We start from the raw sequence: 17293 nt of genomic DNA on the forward strand, positions 1-17293 counted from the left end.
AGGGAGGAGCTTTCGTTCGGTTTAAAGGCCAAGGTGAAAGGTGAAAGGTGAAAGGTGAAAGGTTCAAGATTGAAAAACCAGGAACCAAGCACCAGGCACTAATCACCAATCACCAATTACCAATTACCAAGAACCCGGGCTGTAAAAGTCGGGCATCAGGCCACCTGCAGGTCGCCTTTCTCCCTGCCCGGCTTGAAGCGTTCCTCCGCCAGGCGGTTGGCGATCACGCCGGTGGGCTGCTGGGTCAAGGAGGCGCGGGCGAAGATTTCGCCCAGGGTATCGCCGATGGTTTCCACATGGCGGCGCACAGCCTCGGCATCATGGCCATTGCGCTCGTAGCAGACATCGATAATGCCACCGGCGTTGATCACGAAATCCGGCGCATAGAGGATGCCGCGCTGGCTCAGTGCCTGATCGTGGCGTGCGAGTTCGAGCTGGTTGTTGGCGGCCCCCGCCACCACCCGGGCCTGCAGCCGGGCGATGCTCTGGTCGTTCAGCACCGCACCGAGTGCACAGGGCGCCACCACATCGACGTTGAGGCCAAGGATTTCATCCCCCGCCACGGCGGTGGCACCGAGTTCATCGACGGCACGGGCCACCGCATCGCTGTGAATATCGTGCACCCAGAGCTTGGCGCCGGCATCGCTGAGCAGCTGCGCCAGGCGATAGCCGACATTACCGATACCCTGCACCGCCACTTTAAGACCTTCCAGGTCACTGCGGCCGAGCTGATGCGCCACCGCCGCCTTGAGGCCAACAAAGGTGCCGTAGGCCGTGGCCGGTGACGGATCACCGTTGCTGTGCCGGCCATCAAAGCCCGGGCGCGCCGCAATACCGGCCACATGGCGGGTATGGCGCCCCATCACCTGCAGGTCCGCCACGCTGGTGCCGGAGTCCTCGGCGGCGATATAAAGGCCGCCGAGCTGTTCCAGAAAACGCCCCATGGCTTCGAGCAGGGCTTCACTCTTGTGGGCACGGGGATCGCCGATAATCACCGACTTGCCGCCGCCCAGGTCCAGGTTGGCCAGAGCCGACTTGTAGGTCATGCCCCTGGACAGACGCAGCACATCGCGCAATGCCGCTTCGTCGCTGGCGTAGGGGAACATGCGGCAGCCGCCCAGCGCCGGCCCGCGGTTGGTGTTGTGCACCGCAACTATGGCCCGCAGGCCGGTTTCTTCGTCGCTGACAAAGGACAGGTGCTGATGGTTATCAAATTCCGGATGACTAAATACAGACATGATTCTTTTTCCTGTGGGCAACATCACAAAGGATTAAACGGCGGCGCCGGAGACGGCATCGATAATCTGGGGTTCGACTGAGCGCACCGGGGCGCACAGCAGGCCACGCAAGCGTGCACGCTCTGGCTGTACTTTTTCCCAGGCGGCTTCCTTCACGGGGCCATAGCCGCGCACCTGCTGGGGCAGGCTGGCGAGCGCCCGGGCGGCGGCCAGATTGTCGCCGCTCAGGTGCTGCACTATGGCATCGATATCGGCTTCGAATTCGCGGATCAGCGCCCGCTCCAGGCGCCGGTCGGCGCTGTAGCCAAAGGGGTCCAGCGGCGTGCCGCGCAGCACCCGGGCCCTGGCCAGCAGCCCGAAGGCGGATTCCATCCAGGGGCCGAAGCGGCGTTTGCGCGGGCGACCATTCGCGGTGCCCTTGCCAAACAGCGTGCCGAGAAAACGGCCATCCAGCAGCGGCGGCGCCAGGTTGAATTCCAGCTCCACCTCGCCTTCAAACTGCTCGGCCAAGAGCTTGCGAAAACTGCCATCGCTGTAGAGGCGCGCCACTTCGTACTCGTCCTTGTAGGCCAGCAGCTTGGCGTAGCTCTGGGCCACGGCTTTGAGCAAGGCGCTGTCGTGACCGGCCACCTCGCCGATACGCGCCTCAACGCGGCGTACCTGCGCTTCGTAACGCTGCGCCAGCGCGGCATTTTGATAGTCACGCAGATGGGCTTTTTCCCGCTCGATCAGTTGCGCCGGTGTTTCGATGATCTTCAGCGGCACCGCCGTGGGGTGGGCCAGTTCCTGCACCCGCGCCAGGTCATGGGCGGCACGCCGGCCCCACAGGAACGCCTGCTTGTTCTTGCTCACCGCCGCGCCATTAAGCTCGATGGCCTGCTCGATGGACTCGGCCCGAAGCGGCAACAGGCCCTGCTGCCAGGCAAAGCCGAGGGTGAACAGGTTTACCGCCATGCCATCCCCCATCAGCGCCAGCGCCAGCTCCGAGGCATCGAGGAAGAAACTGCCATCCGGGTGGCAGGACTCGCGAATGCTGCGCTCCATGGCGTCACCCGGGAACTGCAGGTCCGGCTCGCGGGTAAAGGCCGCCGGCATGGCTTTCTGGGTGTTGACTACGGCACGGGAGAAGCGGCTGTCGAGCTTGGCCAGCGCATCCAGGCTTGCGCCCACCATCAGGTCGAAGGCGATCATCAGGTCCGCCTCCCCCGCCGGGATACGCACCGCCTGGATATCCTGCTGCGAGGGCGCTATGCGCACATGGCTCACCACGGCGCCGAACTTCTGCGCCAGGCCCGCCTGGTCCAGCACCGCCACGCCCTTGCCTTCGATATGGGCCGCCATGCCCAGCAGTGCGCTGACGGTCACCACGCCGGTGCCGCCCACGCCGGTGAGCAGAATGCCGTAGGGACTGTGTTCACCGGCAAACACCGGCTGCGGCAGTTCCGGGAAGGCGACCCCGGTGCCGATGCCGGCGGGTTTGCGCAGGGTACCGCCCTTGACGGTGACAAAGCTTGGGCAGAAACCGCGCACGCAGCTGAAATCCTTGTTGCAGGCAGACTGGTCGATGGTGCGCTTGCGGCCACGCTCGGTTTCCAGCGGCAGCACCGACAGGCAGTTGGACTGCACGCCGCAGTCGCCACAGCCTTCACAGACCGCCGGGTTGATCAGCACGCGCTTGTCCGGGTCTGTCAGGGTGCCGCGCTTGCGCCGGCGGCGTTTCTCGGCGGCGCAGGTCTGGTCATAGATCATCACCGAGCAGCCTTCGATTTCGCGCATCTCGCGCTGCACCGCATCCAGATCCTCCCGCGGGTGGAAGGTGGTGCGATCGGCGAAGTCGGCCCGCGACGGGTACTTGCCGATATCGTCGCTGACCACGGCGATGCGGCGCACACCCTCGCCGTAAAGCTGATGGCTGATCTGCTGCACCGTGAGCATGCCGTCCACAGGCTGGCCGCCGGTCATGGCCACGGCATCGTTATACAGCACCTTGTAGGTAATGTTGGCGCCGGAGGCGATGGCGGCCCGGATGGCCAGCAGGCCGGAATGGAAATAGGTGCCGTCGCCCAGGTTCTGGAACACGTGCTTTTCATGGGTAAAGGGCGACTGGCCTATCCAGGTGGCGCCCTCCCCGCCCATCTGGGTAAAGGTATCGGTTTCGCGATCCATCCAGGTGGCCATGTAGTGGCAGCCGATACCGCCGAGCGCGCGGCTGCCTTCGGGCACTACGGTGGAGGTATTGTGCGGACAGCCGGAACAGAAATGCGGCGTGCGCTCGAGCAGCTCCCGCGGCTCGGCCAGGCTCGCTTCCTTGCCGGTCAGAAAGCTCAGGCGTTCGCTCAGGCGGGCGCTGCTGTAGCGGCTCTGGATGCGGGCGGCTATCACCCGGGCCACCATGGCCGGCGTCAGCTCGGCGATGGAGGGCAGCAGTTCGGCGCCCTGCTCGTCCCGCTTGCCGACGATGCACGGGGCCTTGTCAGTACCGTAGAGCTGCTCCTTGAGCTGTTCCTCGATCAGGCCGCGCTTTTCCTCCACCACCAGCACTTCTTCCAGGCCGGCGGCAAATTCCCGCACGCCCTCGGGCTCCAGCGGCCAGGGCATGGCCACCTTGTACAGCCGCAGGCCGATGGCGGCGCACTCGGCCTCACCCAGGCCCAGGTCCGTTAGCGCCTGCACCACGTCGAGGTAGGATTTGCCGGTGGTGATAATGCCAAAACGCGCATCGCAGGTGGAGAAGATTGTCCGGTCCAGGCGGTTGGCACGGCAGAACGCCTTAGCCGCATCGAGCTTGTAGTGATGCAGGCGCTCTTCCTGCTGCAGCGGTTTGTCGGGCCAGCGGGCGTTAAGGCCCCCCTCCGGCAGCGGGAAATCCTCTGGCAGCACGATCTGCACGCGGTGCGGGTCCAGGTCCGCGGAGATGGACGAGTCCAGCACCTCGGCCAACGCCTTGAAGCCCACCCAGCAACCGCTGAAACGGGACATGGCCCAGCCATAGAGGCCATAATCCAGCATTTCCTGAATCCCGCTGGGATGCAGCACCGGCATCATGGCGTCGCTGAAGGCATAGTCGCTCTGGTGCGGCAAAGTGGAGGACTTGCAGGCATGGTCGTCGCCTGCCACCGCCAGCACGCCGCCGAAGCGGGAGCTGCCCGCCGCATTGGCGTGCTTGAGCACATCACCGGTACGATCGACGCCCGGCCCCTTGCCGTACCAGAGCCCGAAGACGCCATCGTACTTGGCGCCCTGGAACAGGTTCACCTGCTGCGAGCCCCAGACGGCGGTGGCGCCGAGGTCTTCGTTAATGCCGGGCTGGAAATGAATGCGGTGTTTGGCCAGGTAGGCCTTGGCTTCCCACAGGGTCTTGTCGAAATTTCCCAGCGGCGAGCCGCGATAGCCGGAAATAAAACCCGCAGTATTCAGGCCCGCGGCCTGGTCCCGCTGTGCCTGCAACATGGGCAGACGCGCCAGCGCCTGGCTGCCGGTGAGATAAACGCGACCTGCGTCCAGCTCCCATTTGTCATTGAGGCTGATGTCATGACTCATACAGATTCACCCTGCGCCTGTAGCAACCTGCACCCGTGACGGGTGCCGCTATTACAGACGATCAACTGCCAAAAATGGATATGCGCGCTGCAACGGAATCAGAACCGTGGCGCTGCGCCTGAAGTCAGTGATGGTGAAGCAGATATGCGGGCCGGGCCGCCGGTGGAGAGATGCGCACAACGGCGCGCCTTGAGCAGGTGTTGCCAGATACTCATGTAAAATCCTCGTCCCTGGCCGGATCACGGCAAGGCAGCAAATCTTGTTGTTATTGTCCGGCGGGTTTGTCCCCAGCCGGCTTTATTTGATTTCCAGCATCGCGTCCTTGTGAGACGCGAAGTCGAGACATACTAATAAGGGTTTACGCGTACGTCAACCTGAAGTCGGAATCCGTTTCCCACTGCAGCAGTAGCAATACCCGAACGCCTGAATGAAATTAATCCAGCCGGCAACATTCCAACAAAAATAACCAACAGAACAGCCCATTAGGGTCTTCTGCCAACGGCACCCGGATAAAGCTGCCCATATAAAATGAAATCACCTCATTCGCGGCAGCAACAGCCTGCTGGCGCTAACATACCGACCTCGGCGACGCCGATACAAGAGTGCCCAATCGCATTTTCCACCTTATCCTGCCGAGCCAGTTCTACCAGATACCTCGAGCGACCAAGCAATGAGGGCACTGCCGTCTGATTGGTGCGATTACTGCATCGCCCACTCGAGCGTACAAAAAGCGGGCGCGGTGGCAGCCCAACTCGGCACGCCGGCAAGCCACTGAGCGGTGGGGTGAATAACGGCGAAAGGGGGAGCCGCACCGGTAGCCGCGCAAACAAAGCAGGTGTAGTGTCTGAACTGGCGGAATGGGCAGAGGACTAAGCCGCACCAATGCGGTGCAAAAGCCATTTTACGCCTGAGGAATAACCGCCGAGGGGGCATCCGTGCCTTTGAACCCAGGTTACCTCTGATCGATACAGCGCCTGGGATCTGTATGCTGTAACCACTGTGATTCCGATCGTACCTGCAGATTGACATTAACGAGGATTGTTATTGATGAGCAGTATCCATTTTATTGGCGGGGAAAAAGGCGGCGTAGGCAAATCGGTGCTTTCACGCTTGCTGTCGCAGTACTTCCTCGACCGGGGCCAGCCCTACCTCGGGCTGGACGCCGATCAGTCCCATGCCACACTAAGTCGTTTTTATCCGCAATACACGCGCCCGGTCAACCTGGACTCATTCGACAGCATCGACCAGATAATGGAGTTCGCCACTGAAGGCGAGCAGCAGATTCTGATCGACCTGCCAGCCCAGAGTGAACGCTTTCTGGATCGCTGGATCGATGAAAACGGCGTGCTCGACATGTGCGCTGAACTGCAGATTCCGCTGCTGTACTGGTATATCGTCGACGACGGTCTCGATTCAGTCGCGCTGCTGGAAACCTTTCTGGCCAAATACGGCAGCCGAATGAATATCGCCGTTATCAAGAACGAGGGCCGCGGTACAAACTTTGCCACCATCGATGCCATACTGCACAGCGATCCTGCCACGGCCGGCGGCAGCACCCGGCATGCGGCGCTACCCGCCCTGCACCGTGAAACCATGCGCAAGATAGACGAGCTGAGTTTCAGCTTCTGGGGCGCTGAAAACATCAAAGACAAAAACCTTGAGCACCTCAGTCTGATGGAACGCCAGCGCACCCGCGTCTGGATCAAAAAGACCTATGCCCTGTTCGACGAACTCTTTATCGGCCAGCCCTGTTAAATAGCCAGCGTACTCAGGCCGTTTGACAAACAGACGGCCTGAAACAGCTCCCCTGCAACGATAACTCAGCCTTCACCCCATAGTCACAGCTCACAGCCCCCTTAAACCCAAGGGTCAGTGACTCACTAATAGCCCCGAAAGTTCCGTTTGCCTTCGCCGTATCGACATTACAAACCTTAGGGGAATTTCCGGCAAGACAACAAGTGGCGACATTTAAAACAGACAAAGGCTGGATTCTGACCAACGCCTAAAATAGGCACCCTCGCTTAGACTATTCGCTCAGATACTTTACAATCCAGATTGATTTGAAACTTTACCTCTGCATTATCTTTGCTAATATAAATTTATTCTGTAGAATCCAGCACAATATCAACATGACACAGGTGACTATTAAATGAGCGAAAACGAGTTCACTTCTACACTGCTGCGCAAAAACTCTCTGCGTAAAGCTGTATCTGAAATCTCCGTCGCAGAACTGGAAAAAGTTCTTTCCGACCTTCAGGAAATCCGCGACGAGAAAGTTGCTGCAGAAGAAGAACGCGCAGCCGCTGATGCAACTCGTCTGGAAGCCGTTAAAAAGATCCAGGCTCAGATGGCCGAACTCGGTCTGTCTGCCGACGATCTGTCCGCTGGCGGCGCCACTGCCACCAAGAAGGCTTCTGTACCGGCCAAGTACCGTCTGATCGATGCTGAAGGCAAGCCGCATGAATGGTCCGGCCGTGGCCGTACCCCGCGTGTCTTCCTGGAGCGTTTTGAAAAAGGCGCCAAGAAAGAAGATTTCCTGATTCAGAAGTAATCAGGCGTTAAGGCCGGTTAATACCGGCTTTAAACGAACTGCTATTAAAAAGCGCTGTATCTCCCGGGATCAGCGCTTTTTGCGTTTGCAACACAGGCAAGCTCACAGTCTATGGATCAGGCTCCGCCGTGGAACCCCTGCTGCCGCCAGGCCTCATAACTGATAATCGCCACCGCATTGGATAGATTCAACGAGCGGTTATTCGGCATCATGGGAATACGCAAGCGCTGATCCGGCGCAATGCCTTGCATCACTGAATCCGGCAGGCCGCTGGTTTCAGAGCCGAACAAAAGCACATCGTCGGGCCTGTATTCAATCTGATCGTGGGACTGGGTGCCCTTGGTGGTACAGGCCAGAATCCGCCGGCCCTGCATGGCGATTATAAAGACGCCATAATTTTCATACCGGTGCACACGGGCGAGATCATGATAATCCAGCCCCGCCCGGCGCAGATTCTTTTCCTCCAGATCAAACCCCAAAGGCTCAATCAGGTGCAGCGTGCAGCCATTATTGGCCGCCAGCCGAATAATATTGCCGGTATTGGGTGGAACCCTCGGCTCATAAAGTGCGATATGAAACATGCAATGTCAGCCAGCGTCAGCCGTAAAGGCAGCCATTATACATGGGCCTTTGCATTAACCGACATCCGCGGTAATAGCCAACACTGTACTGATCAGGAGATCATTGGCCAGGATTGACCCCGGCTCACCAGGGACCTTATCTCCGCGGTCTGGTGATGGGGGACTCGCCGGTGCGCACGGGCGGCCAGCCCGACAAAGGCCGTTTGCAGTATTTGCACCAGATCTCCGTGGGACACCAGCAACAACACTTCTCCGGCATGGCGCGTATCCAGCGCCCGTAACGTATCAAGCCCACGCTGCAGAACGCAGCTTACCGGCTCAACGGCGCCCTGCCCCTGGCTCCCTGCGTCTTCTGCGGCCTTATCAAGGCTGCCATCGGTGTCGGCTTCATCCTGCTGCCAAACCTGCCCGTAGCCGCTGTCCGCCTGACCTTCCCAGCCCCCGAAAAATCGCTCCCGCAGGCCGACATCCAGTTCAGGCGATGGCAGCTCGAAATAACGGGCGGCCAGCACCGCCGTTTGCCGGGCACGCAGAAAATCAGAGCTGATCACCCGCGTCGGCCGCGGGCCCTCAAAGTGCGCCAGCGACGCCTGCACCTGGCGCTCGCCTTCTTCAGTCAAACCGTAGGCCGTCGTGCCTATAAAGGGCGCACTGACGATCAACCCGGCCACATTGGCTTCGCTTTGGCCATGGCGCATCAGGTAGTAGCTGTTGTTAAATTGCGTCACGACTGTTGCTCTCCCCTCCCAAAAAAGCCCGCCATTGCCCGGCCTCTAACCGACATCATAGAAGTCGCTTGCGGATATTCACCACCAGGATTTCCGCCAGTATGACCACGACAAAAATCGCCAGCAGCGCCATGGCCACCCGCTGCCATTCGAACAGATTCATGGAGTCGCTGAGCACTACGCCGATACCGCCTGCGCCCACCAGCCCAAGCACCGCCGACTCGCGGACATTAATGTCCCATCGAAACAGCACTATGCTGAAAAACGCCGGCAGAATCTGTGGCCAGTACCCCTTGAGCAGAATCGCCGCCCATGAAGCGCCCGTTGCCGTCAGGGCTTCGATGGGGCCCATATTGATCTCTTCGATGGCCTCACCCAGCAGCTTGCCGACAAAACCCACCGAACGAAAAGCAATGGCCAGCACGCCTGCAATCACCGACGGGCCGAAGATGGCCACAAACAGCAGCGCCCACACCAAAGAATTGACAGAGCGGGACGATACCAGGAAAAAGCGCGCCACCCAGTGACACCAGGGCGATGCCACCACATTACTGGCGTTCATCAGCGCCAGCGGAATGGCAAAAATCAGCGTCAGCAGCGTACCCAGGGTCGCGATATTGAGTGTTTCGAGCATGGCATCGTGCACCGAAACCGGATAGTAGGCGAAGTCTATCGGCCACATGCGGGTAAACATGTCGGCCATCTGTTCGGGCGCATCATAGAAAAACTCAGGAATCACTTCCACCGTCTGCATCGACAGCACCAGCGCCATGACCAGCACCAGGTAAACCGCATAACGCGACAGTTTCTGACTCAGGGTAAAGCGCTGCCAGTGGTGATCGATGCCGGTCTGGGGGGTCGCGGTCGATGTTTTCATTTGAAGATCCTGCGCACCAGGTTGGAAAGAAACTCGCCAAACATGATCAGGGCAATAATGACGATCAGGATGGCGGCGACAAAGTCATAGTCAAAGCGCTGGAAAGCCGAAAACAGCGTACCGCCCAGGCCGCCGGCACCGACTATACCCACCATGGTGGAGTTGCGCAGATTGGAATCCAGCTGATAGGTGGCAAAGCCCAGAAAGCGCGAGAACACCTGTGGCATCACCGCAAACAGCACGACACTGACAAAACTGGCGCCGGTGGCACGAATCGCCTCAACTTGTTTGAGAGATATTTCCTCTATGGCTTCGGCAAACAGCTTGGCGATAAAGCCAATGGAAGCGACCACCAGGGTCAGGATGCCGGCCAGGGCACCAAAGCCCACACTCTTGACGAACAGGATGGCGATAATCACCGGATGAAAGGTACGACAGAGTGCAATCAGCGCTCGCACCGGGCTACTCACCCAGCCACTCATCATATTGCGCGCCGCAAAGAGCCCCAGAAACAGCGACACGACTATGCCGACAAAGCTGGCTATCACGGCTATTTCAAGGCTTTCGATCAGGCCGCCAAGCAGCAGTTCCCAGCGACTGAAGTTGGGCGGGAACATCTTGTCCAGCAGGTTGCCGGCAAAGCCCATACCGGTGCTTATACGATCCCAGCTCAGCCCCAGCGCATTGACCGAATACAGCAGATAGCCCGCCAGCAGCAGCCAGATGCCGGTCACGAACCCGTTGCGCGCAAAGGGGTTAGGCCTTGCCTGCCCGGCAACAGACTTTACGCCAGCCATGACTCACCTCCGTAGATCAGTTTCAGATGCGCATCGGAAATGCCCTCTGGGCTGCCGTCATACACCACCTTGCCGCCGGCCATGCCGATCATGCGCCTGGCAAAACGCCGGGCCAGGGTTACGTCATGGATATTCACCAGCGCCGGAATGTTTTTCTCCTGTGCAAAGCGTTCCAGCAGCTCCATGATCTCCACGGCGGTCTTGGGGTCCAGTGAGGAGGTCGGCTCATCGGCCAGCAGAATGCGCGGATCCTGCATGACAGCCCGGGCAATGCCGACACGCTGGCGCTGGCCGCCGGACAGGCTGTCGGCGCGCTGGGTGGCGTGTTCGCTCAGGCCCACCGCATCCAGCAACTCGAAGGCGATATTGATATCCTGCTGGCTGAAATTGCGCCGCCAGGCACGCCAGGCCGACATATACCCCAGCCGCCCGGTGAGCACATTTTCGATCACGCTCAGGCGCTCCACCAGGTTGTATTCCTGGAACACCATGCCGACATGCCGGCGCAGTTTGCGCAGCTCGCCACCCCTGGCATCGCACAGATCTGCCTGGTCAAACATGATCTGCCCGGCGGTGGGCTCGATCAGGCGGTTGATACAGCGCAGCAGCGTACTTTTGCCGGTACCCGAGGGGCCTATAATGGCAATAATACCGGGTTCGGTGATCGTAATATCAATGCCCTTGAGTATAGGGTTACCACTCACATATTCTTTTTTAAGGCCTTTAATCTCAAGAAACGCCTGAGCAGAAGACATAGCCAAATCCTGTAAACATGAAAATTGGGTGCACCAATGCGCAGGAGCCAGAAAGGTCCAGTCAGGGCACAGGCACAGGGGTAGCGACGCCCGGACCTAAACCGGCCCCGGCGTCGCTTTTAAAGCCGGGAAGCTTAGCTGGAACAGCCGGCGTAGTAAGTCACAGTGGCGGGCCAGTCGGAGAAGACACCAATCACACCCACGTCCTGCACCAGTACGTCCAGCAGGTCGAAGGTATTGCCGTCATTGCTGGTGATATCGTTGATGCTCTGGTAATACCAGCCACCGCCGCCGTTCAGCGGCCCTGAGCGCTCAAGGCTCCAGGTTATGATATCGAGGCCGGCATCCTTCGCAGCCGTGGCATAGACCGAGGGTACTATCTTGCCGTTTTCGGCCGTCACCAGCATCCACAGCGGCGGCGCTATGATCTTGACGCCCATCGCCTGCAGCTCGCCCATGCTGGGCGACCAGGTGGCGGGATTACTGTAGTCAAAGCCTTCGATGTCATAGCGATCATCCAGATACACGCCCTGGGCGCCAAAGGCAGGCTCATTCGCCAGCCAGTATTTCACGTCCTCCAGATTAAAGGACTGCGCCAGCACATTAGCCGGATCCACGCCCAGCTCTTTGTAATCATTGATCATCTGCTGGGCGTAGTCGTGCTGGCTATAGTCGCCCTCAAACGGCATTTCCACCGCGGCGCCCTTGAGCTCCGGCGTCATTTTCACACCCAGCTGCTGAAACAGCGCGATGCTCTGACGGTGACTCATCAGGGTGCCGTTAGCGGCATACAGATCGGTGCGATAGGCGGCGGTGGAATTCATGTATTCCTCCAGCGTTTTCGCCTCCTTGTTGCCGGCGTCCATCTTGCCCTTGAGGGACAGGAACTCATCCAGCGTCACATCACTGGTGCGACACTCCACATCCTTGAAGGGCGTGTCGCTGCTGTAGTCCGGCGCCACTGTGCATTTTTCCGCCAGCTCCGGCACCGCCAGAATATTGGTGGTGGTGTGCAGATCGCTCTGGGAATGGCGGCATACCAGTTCACGATCCTTGGTAAAGGTCACATCACATTCCACCACGCCGGCACCCATGCGCGCCGCAGCAACGTAGGACTCACGGGTATGCTCGGGGAACTGCAGGGGCGCGCCACGGTGGCCGATGGACAGGTCAGAGCGGGAGAAGCTCTGATCCTTGCAGGCACTGAGGCGTTCTTTCAGCGGGCTGTCCTGCATCGCATCGATCAGGTAGAAAGGCCGGGGTCCCAGCTGCGCCGCCGCCATCTCGGCTTTGGCGCCCGCATCGGTGGCCGTGGCGGCAAAGGCGCCACCGGCCATGCCCGCCAGCAGAGTCATGCCCGCCAGGGCATGCAGGCTTTTGGTCAGTTTTTTCATGGTTCATCCTTAGCAGGTTCCCGTACGAGGGAGACCTGCGGTTATGCGATTCAAGGAGTTCGGGCGCCACCACAGACTGCAGCAACGCCCACAGAGTCGGAGTGCTAAACAGCGCTCCCCGGGCCCACAGGGCCGGGGAACAGCGTACGGCTGCGATGTTGCAATAAGGGTGCACGCGGCCGGCAAAGTCCGGCCCCGGTCACCCGCAGTGCAGCAGCACGCCGGCCTGCCTGGCGGGTGAAACTCAGCTGCTTGTCTTGGCCGCTTCAGCGGCGACCTGCTCGGCCCGCTTCTTGGCCGCCTTGGCAGCATCCTTTTCAGCCAGTGCCTTGAGGCCGGCCTTGGAATAGGCAGTACCTGTGGCATGGGCTATATCGCGGATAACCTTCCAGTCTTCCTGGTAAGTCACGGGGTAGAAGCGATCGGCACCGTTAAAGGTTTCGGTCATTTGCGCCGAGAAGCGGAAGCTGGCGAACGCCTGCTTGATCTTCTCGACCAGCTCAGGGTGCAGGTCATGGGCGTAGCCAAAGGCCGACGTCGGGAAACGCGGGCTGGTGTAGATAATACGGAAGTCATCCAGCTTGATGCGCTCGGCGGACACCATGCGATCGAACACATCGGAGGCCACGGGCGCGGCATCGTAGTCACCGCTCAACACGCCCATGATCGACTGATCGTGTTTGCCGGAGTATTTAACGGTGTAGTCAGTGTCCGGCGTAATGCCCAGCGCCGGGAACAGTGCCCGGGGGGCCAGATTACCGGAGTTGGACGACGCCGATGTGTGTGCCACCAGCTTGCCTTTCAGATCCGCCATGGTCTGAATCGGGCTGTCCTTGCGCACTATGGTAATCAGGTTATAGCCCTGAAAGGAATCGGCGGTGCCCTTTACGGCAATGGGAACATAGCCGCCGAGGTTGACGGCGTAACCGGTCGGGCCGGTGGAGAATCCGGCGATATGCAGCCGGCCGGAGCGAATGGCTTCCACTTCAGCGGCATTGGAATGCACGGTGTAATAGATCACCTTTTTGCCGGTGGCTGCACTCAGATGCTGCTGAAACTCCTGGAACGCATCCTTGTACACGGCTGGGTCTTCCACCGGGGTGTAGGTGAACACCAGGGTACTGGGGTCACGCCACTGGGACGCATCCTTGGGCGAATCCGCCACCAGATCCTTGTTCTCGTCGCAGAACTTGTCGTCCAGCACGCCACGGTGGCTGCACTCATCGGCGTTGGCGATACTCGCACCCAGTAGCAGGGAAGCCGTCAGAAGCAGGCCGGTTAGGGATTTTCTTAGCATTGTTTTTATCCTTGTCGCTCATCGTGTTGGCGCCGCCCGATATCCTGCGGCGGCGGTGCTACGCAGCCCGGACACTGCCAGGCTTAGTCGACGGGATAGATAGCAAGATCAGAACCAATAATTAAAAGTCTTTATTTTACAGCTAGTTATATTTAATCATCGGGTCAAGTACCCGCCCAAACGGGACACTTCAGACCCATCCAGCCGCCCCTAAAAGACAGCTATGACCCATCATCCTCGCCAGCCTTGAACAGTTGCTTGTCCAGCCGATGCTTCTTCATCTTGCGGTACAGCGTCTTGCGCGACAGGTTAAGACGCTGTGCCGCCGCATTGAGTTGTCCCTGCGCCGCCTTGAGCTCTTCGCGGATAATGTGCCGCTCGTAATGATCCATGCGTTCCTCATAGCCGCCCGGCGCCTCATCCGTGGCCATGGCGCTCTCGCCTATACCCAGCACAAAGCGATCGGCAGCATTCTTGAGTTCACGCACATTGCCCGGCCAGTCGTGCTGCAGCAGACGGGTGCTTTGTGCCGCACTGAGTTCCGGCAGGGGCCGCGCGAAACGCTCGCAGGCCTGCTGGGCATAATGATGGAACAGCGGCAGCACATCTTCGGGCCTGTCGCGCAGTGCCGGAATGCTCAGGCTGGCCACACTGAGGCGGTAATACAGATCCTTGCGAAAGCGCCCCTCTTCCCCCAGCTGGGCCAGATCGTCCTTGCTGGCCGCCAGCACCGTGAGCGACACCGGAATAGGCGTGCTGCTGCCGACCCTTTCTATGCTGCGTTCCTGCAGCACCCGCAACAGCTTGACCTGCAACGACAGCGGCATGGATTCGATTTCATCCAGAAACAGGGTACCGCCATTGGCCACTTCAATCTTGCCAATATGGCGCTTGCTGGCGCCGGTGAAGGAGCCCGCCTCATGACCGAACAGCTCGCTTTCAATCAGGCTTTCACTCATGCCGCCGCAGTTAATGGCCACGAAACGCTTGTCACGCCGGGCACTGCACTGATGCAGCGCCCGGGCCACCACATCCTTGCCGCTACCGGTATCGCCGTAAATGACCGTATCCACATTCGCCTGGGCCAGGGCCAGCACCTGCTGGCGAATGCCCTTGATGGCCGCGGACTCACCGATAATCGAGGCTTCGAGCCCGCAGCGCGCCTCCAGATTCTGCCTCAGGCTGCGGTTATCCAGCACCAGGCGCCGCTTGTCGATGGCATGGTGCAGGCGCGACAGCAGGTGCTCGGGCTGCAAGGGTTTTTCCAGAAAGTCGTAGGCGCCCTCCTTCATGGCCTCGATGGCCATGGGAATATCGCCATGGCCACTCATCAGCAGCACCGGTATTGCCGCATCCAGTTGCTGCAAGCGGGCCAGCAGATCGAGGCCATTGAGCCTTGGCATCCGCACGTCACTCAGCACCACCACAGGACTGTCCGCGTGCAGGGACGCCAGCGCCTTTTCGGGTTGCGCAAAGGCCTGCACGCAGAAATCGTCCAGCTCCAGCATTTCGGTCAGCGCTTCGGTGATTTCTGCATCATCGTCGATGATGACGACCTGGATATCGCTATGCATGCTGTCCCGCCCTTTTGAGTACCAGAGTAAAGGTGCTGCCGTGCCCCTGGCGGGATTGCACCCGAATATGCCCGCCAAAATCCTGCACTATGTTGTAGCTGATCGACAAGCCCAGACCCAGGCCTTCGCCGACCTCCTTGCCGGTAAAAAACGGATCAAAGATCTGCCCCAGCTGATCCGCCACCATGCCGATACCGCTGTCCTGCACCTCAACCATGACAGTATCGGCCGCCTGCCCAAGCCGAATGTTCAGGCGCCGGACCTTGCTGTTTTTCATCGCATCAATGGCATTGCTCAGCAGATTGACCAGCACCTGTTCAAGCCGAATCGGCTCCGCCTCGACCCTGAGCCCTGGGGGGCCAGGTTCATAACAAAGTTCGCAGTCCACGTCCGCCAGCCGCGCCGACATCAGCTCCAGTGCTTCCCGGATGACCCCATCCAGATCCACCGGACTCAGCTCAGTGCCGGCCTCGCGGGCAAACGCCTTGAGATGGCGGGTAATGCTGGCGATCTTGTCCAGCAGCTGGCGAATCTTGTTCAGACTCAGGCGCGCCTGCTCCGGCTGCTGCCGGTCGAGCCTGCGCCCGGCGCTATGCAGATGACTGGCAATGGCGGTGAGCGGCTGATTGATTTCGTGGGTAATACCGACACTCAACTGACCCAGCGCCGCCAGTTTGCCGGCCTGTATCAGTTCGTTCTGGGCCGCCTTGAGCTGCGCTTCGGCGGTGATGCGCTCGTCGATTTCGGCGGCCAGGCGCTGATTGGTGCGCTCCACCTCGATGGCGGTTTTCTGAAAATGCTTCAGATCCCGTGCCATGGCGGAGACCTCGTCGTCCCCCAGAATGCGGATATTAGTATCCAGCTGCGCCGAGGCGATGGCACGCATGTTCTGCTGCAGTTCAATAATGCGCTGCAGCACGTTGCGTCGCACGTAAAACCAGGAGATCGCGCAGGCCACTACCAGACTGATCAGCGACAGCAACAGGCTGCTGCGAATACTGACATTGATCGACAGTATGGCCGCCTGCAGCGAGTCACTGATACTGGCGTTGGTCTGGTTGGTATGGTGATTAATCTGGGTGGCCAGCTGCTGAATATGCTGCTGACTGTTTTCCAGAAAGAAGCTCTGCTGATACAGCAGGTCGAGCTCTTCATTCTTGAGCGCAAAGAGCGCTCCTGCGCGCGAACCGATCCGCAGCAGTTCGTGCAGATCATCGATCAGCTCGGGTTCGATAGTATCGGGGGCAATGCCCTGCAACTGCTGTCGGATCTGTGCACCCAGCAGCTCCAGTCGCAAAAAGGTGTAGTCCAGGTCATTGAAGGAGGCGTCATTGCGCACCTTTTCAACCATGCCGGAAAAATAATACAGCCGGCTGATCACAGCTCCCAGGGCGTCGCCGGACAGCGCATGATGGGACGCCTCCAGCCGCTGGATAAACTGCGAAAACAGCGGAAACACCCGGTTCGACTCCAGCGCCAGCTCGCGCCTTATTTGCTCACGCCGCTCCACGCTCTGATTCAGCAGCACCAGACTGTTCTCGATCTGCACGATCAGCTCGCTGAAGTAGCGGTTATAGTCCGGCAGATTGCGCATCAGCTGGTCCATATCCAGGATAGCCCCGCGCAGTTCACCCATCGCCTGCTGGCGCGCCAGGTTGGAGTCGCTGGTCACCAGCAGGGGTGCCGTGGCCACCACCAGCCGGCTCGTGTTGTTCAGCCGCGCGGCCGCATCCAGCCCCGGAATATCCTGCTCTTTCAGCGCCAGCAGCCGTTCGCTCAGGTCCAGATAGGTATTGGTGGCCAGACCGCTGGCCAGCACCGTAATGGACGAAATCAGCACAAAGGCCAGAAACAGCCGCCCGCCAATACCGAGCCGTTTCAACCCCGGAATAGCCCCCACCCGCATCACAGCCGCCCCGCATTCTTATGCTTATTATGCGCAGCGATGCCGCCACGGCAGT

The 17293-nt window shown here is 59.8% G+C and carries 13 protein-coding genes; 2 read left to right on the top strand and 11 right to left on the bottom strand.

Features of this window, described 5'->3' with window-relative positions; genetic code table 11:
- Positions 1–155: 155 nt before the first annotated feature.
- Together A8C75_RS20470 and A8C75_RS20475 are read right to left on the bottom strand one after the other, a co-directional pair.
- Positions 156–1238: a Leu/Phe/Val dehydrogenase gene (locus A8C75_RS20470; protein WP_067386211.1), complete on the bottom strand. Its 1083-nt coding sequence runs from the start codon at positions 1236–1238 to the stop codon at positions 156–158.
- Between the two features lie 33 nt (positions 1239–1271).
- Entirely contained in the window at positions 1272–4778 is a 3507-nt protein-coding gene (locus tag A8C75_RS20475) for an indolepyruvate ferredoxin oxidoreductase family protein (RefSeq protein ID WP_067386212.1), read from the bottom strand.
- Positions 4779–5825: 1047 nt separating this feature from the next.
- Here A8C75_RS20475 and A8C75_RS20480 point away from each other — a divergent pair.
- Positions 5826–6533: a P-loop NTPase family protein gene (locus A8C75_RS20480; protein WP_067386213.1), complete on the top strand. Its 708-nt coding sequence runs from the start codon at positions 5826–5828 to the stop codon at positions 6531–6533.
- A gap of 394 nt (positions 6534–6927) precedes the next feature.
- Positions 6928–7329, top strand: a complete 402-nt coding sequence (locus A8C75_RS20485) for an H-NS histone family protein (RefSeq protein WP_067386214.1) — start codon at positions 6928–6930, stop codon at positions 7327–7329.
- Positions 7330–7445: 116 nt separating this feature from the next.
- On the opposite strand, the gene A8C75_RS20490 is transcribed toward A8C75_RS20485, so the two are convergent.
- From A8C75_RS20490 to A8C75_RS20530, 9 genes are all read right to left on the bottom strand, one after another.
- On the bottom strand, positions 7446–7910 hold the full coding sequence (locus A8C75_RS20490; protein WP_067386215.1) for a tRNA (cytidine(34)-2'-O)-methyltransferase: 465 nt from the start codon (positions 7908–7910) through the stop codon (positions 7446–7448).
- A 92-nt stretch (positions 7911–8002) separates the two neighbouring features.
- Complete coding sequence (locus A8C75_RS20495; RefSeq protein WP_067386216.1) at positions 8003–8638, bottom strand: histidine phosphatase family protein; 636 nt, start codon at positions 8636–8638, stop codon at positions 8003–8005.
- Between the two features lie 55 nt (positions 8639–8693).
- Complete coding sequence (phnE, locus tag A8C75_RS20500) at positions 8694–9515, bottom strand: phosphonate ABC transporter, permease protein PhnE (protein WP_067386217.1); 822 nt, start codon at positions 9513–9515, stop codon at positions 8694–8696.
- Positions 9512–10312 carry a phosphonate ABC transporter, permease protein PhnE gene (gene phnE / locus A8C75_RS20505; protein WP_067386218.1) on the bottom strand — a complete coding sequence of 267 codons (801 nt, stop codon included), beginning with the start codon at positions 10310–10312 and terminating at the stop codon, positions 9512–9514. The genes phnE (A8C75_RS20500) and phnE (A8C75_RS20505) overlap by 4 nt, the downstream gene beginning before the upstream one ends.
- Positions 10300–11067, bottom strand: a complete 768-nt coding sequence (phnC, locus tag A8C75_RS20510) for a phosphonate ABC transporter ATP-binding protein (protein ID WP_120785219.1) — start codon at positions 11065–11067, stop codon at positions 10300–10302. The genes phnE (A8C75_RS20505) and phnC overlap by 13 nt, the downstream gene beginning before the upstream one ends.
- A gap of 134 nt (positions 11068–11201) precedes the next feature.
- Complete coding sequence (locus tag A8C75_RS20515; protein ID WP_067386220.1) at positions 11202–12461, bottom strand: glycerophosphodiester phosphodiesterase family protein; 1260 nt, start codon at positions 12459–12461, stop codon at positions 11202–11204.
- A 244-nt stretch (positions 12462–12705) separates the two neighbouring features.
- Positions 12706–13758, bottom strand: coding sequence for a phosphate/phosphite/phosphonate ABC transporter substrate-binding protein (gene phnD, locus A8C75_RS20520; protein WP_067386221.1), 1053 nt, complete (start codon positions 13756–13758; stop codon positions 12706–12708).
- Positions 13759–13979: 221 nt separating this feature from the next.
- Positions 13980–15332 carry a sigma-54-dependent transcriptional regulator gene (locus A8C75_RS20525; RefSeq protein WP_067386222.1) on the bottom strand — a complete coding sequence of 451 codons (1353 nt, stop codon included), beginning with the start codon at positions 15330–15332 and terminating at the stop codon, positions 13980–13982.
- On the bottom strand, positions 15325–17214 hold the full coding sequence (locus A8C75_RS20530; protein ID WP_227819976.1) for an ATP-binding protein: 1890 nt from the start codon (positions 17212–17214) through the stop codon (positions 15325–15327). Before A8C75_RS20530 ends, A8C75_RS20525 begins: the two co-directional genes overlap by 8 nt.
- Positions 17215–17293: the final 79 nt, after the last annotated feature.

This window comes from Marinobacterium aestuarii (assembly GCF_001651805.1).
Taxonomy (GTDB): Bacteria; Pseudomonadota; Gammaproteobacteria; order Pseudomonadales; family Balneatricaceae; genus Marinobacterium_A; species Marinobacterium_A aestuarii.

Bases quoted from the DNA above. Each gene is read 5' to 3' on its own strand.
- A8C75_RS20470 (WP_067386211.1), bottom strand. From the start codon at position 1,238: ATGTCTGTATTTAGTCATCCGGAATTTGATAACCATCAGCACCTGTCC.
- A8C75_RS20475 (WP_067386212.1), bottom strand. From the start codon at position 4,778: ATGAGTCATGACATCAGCCTCAATGACAAATGGGAGCTGGACGCAGGT.
- A8C75_RS20480 (WP_067386213.1), top strand. From the start codon at position 5,826: ATGAGCAGTATCCATTTTATTGGCGGGGAAAAAGGCGGCGTAGGCAAA.
- A8C75_RS20485 (WP_067386214.1), top strand. From the start codon at position 6,928: ATGAGCGAAAACGAGTTCACTTCTACACTGCTGCGCAAAAACTCTCTG.
- A8C75_RS20490 (WP_067386215.1), bottom strand. From the start codon at position 7,910: ATGTTTCATATCGCACTTTATGAGCCGAGGGTTCCACCCAATACCGGC.
- phnE (WP_067386217.1), bottom strand. From the start codon at position 9,515: ATGAAAACATCGACCGCGACCCCCCAGACCGGCATCGATCACCACTGG.
- phnE (WP_067386218.1), bottom strand. From the start codon at position 10,312: ATGGCTGGCGTAAAGTCTGTTGCCGGGCAGGCAAGGCCTAACCCCTTT.
- phnC (WP_120785219.1), bottom strand. From the start codon at position 11,067: ATGTCTTCTGCTCAGGCGTTTCTTGAGATTAAAGGCCTTAAAAAAGAA.
- A8C75_RS20515 (WP_067386220.1), bottom strand. From the start codon at position 12,461: ATGAAAAAACTGACCAAAAGCCTGCATGCCCTGGCGGGCATGACTCTG.
- phnD (WP_067386221.1), bottom strand. From the start codon at position 13,758: ATGCTAAGAAAATCCCTAACCGGCCTGCTTCTGACGGCTTCCCTGCTA.
- A8C75_RS20525 (WP_067386222.1), bottom strand. From the start codon at position 15,332: ATGCATAGCGATATCCAGGTCGTCATCATCGACGATGATGCAGAAATC.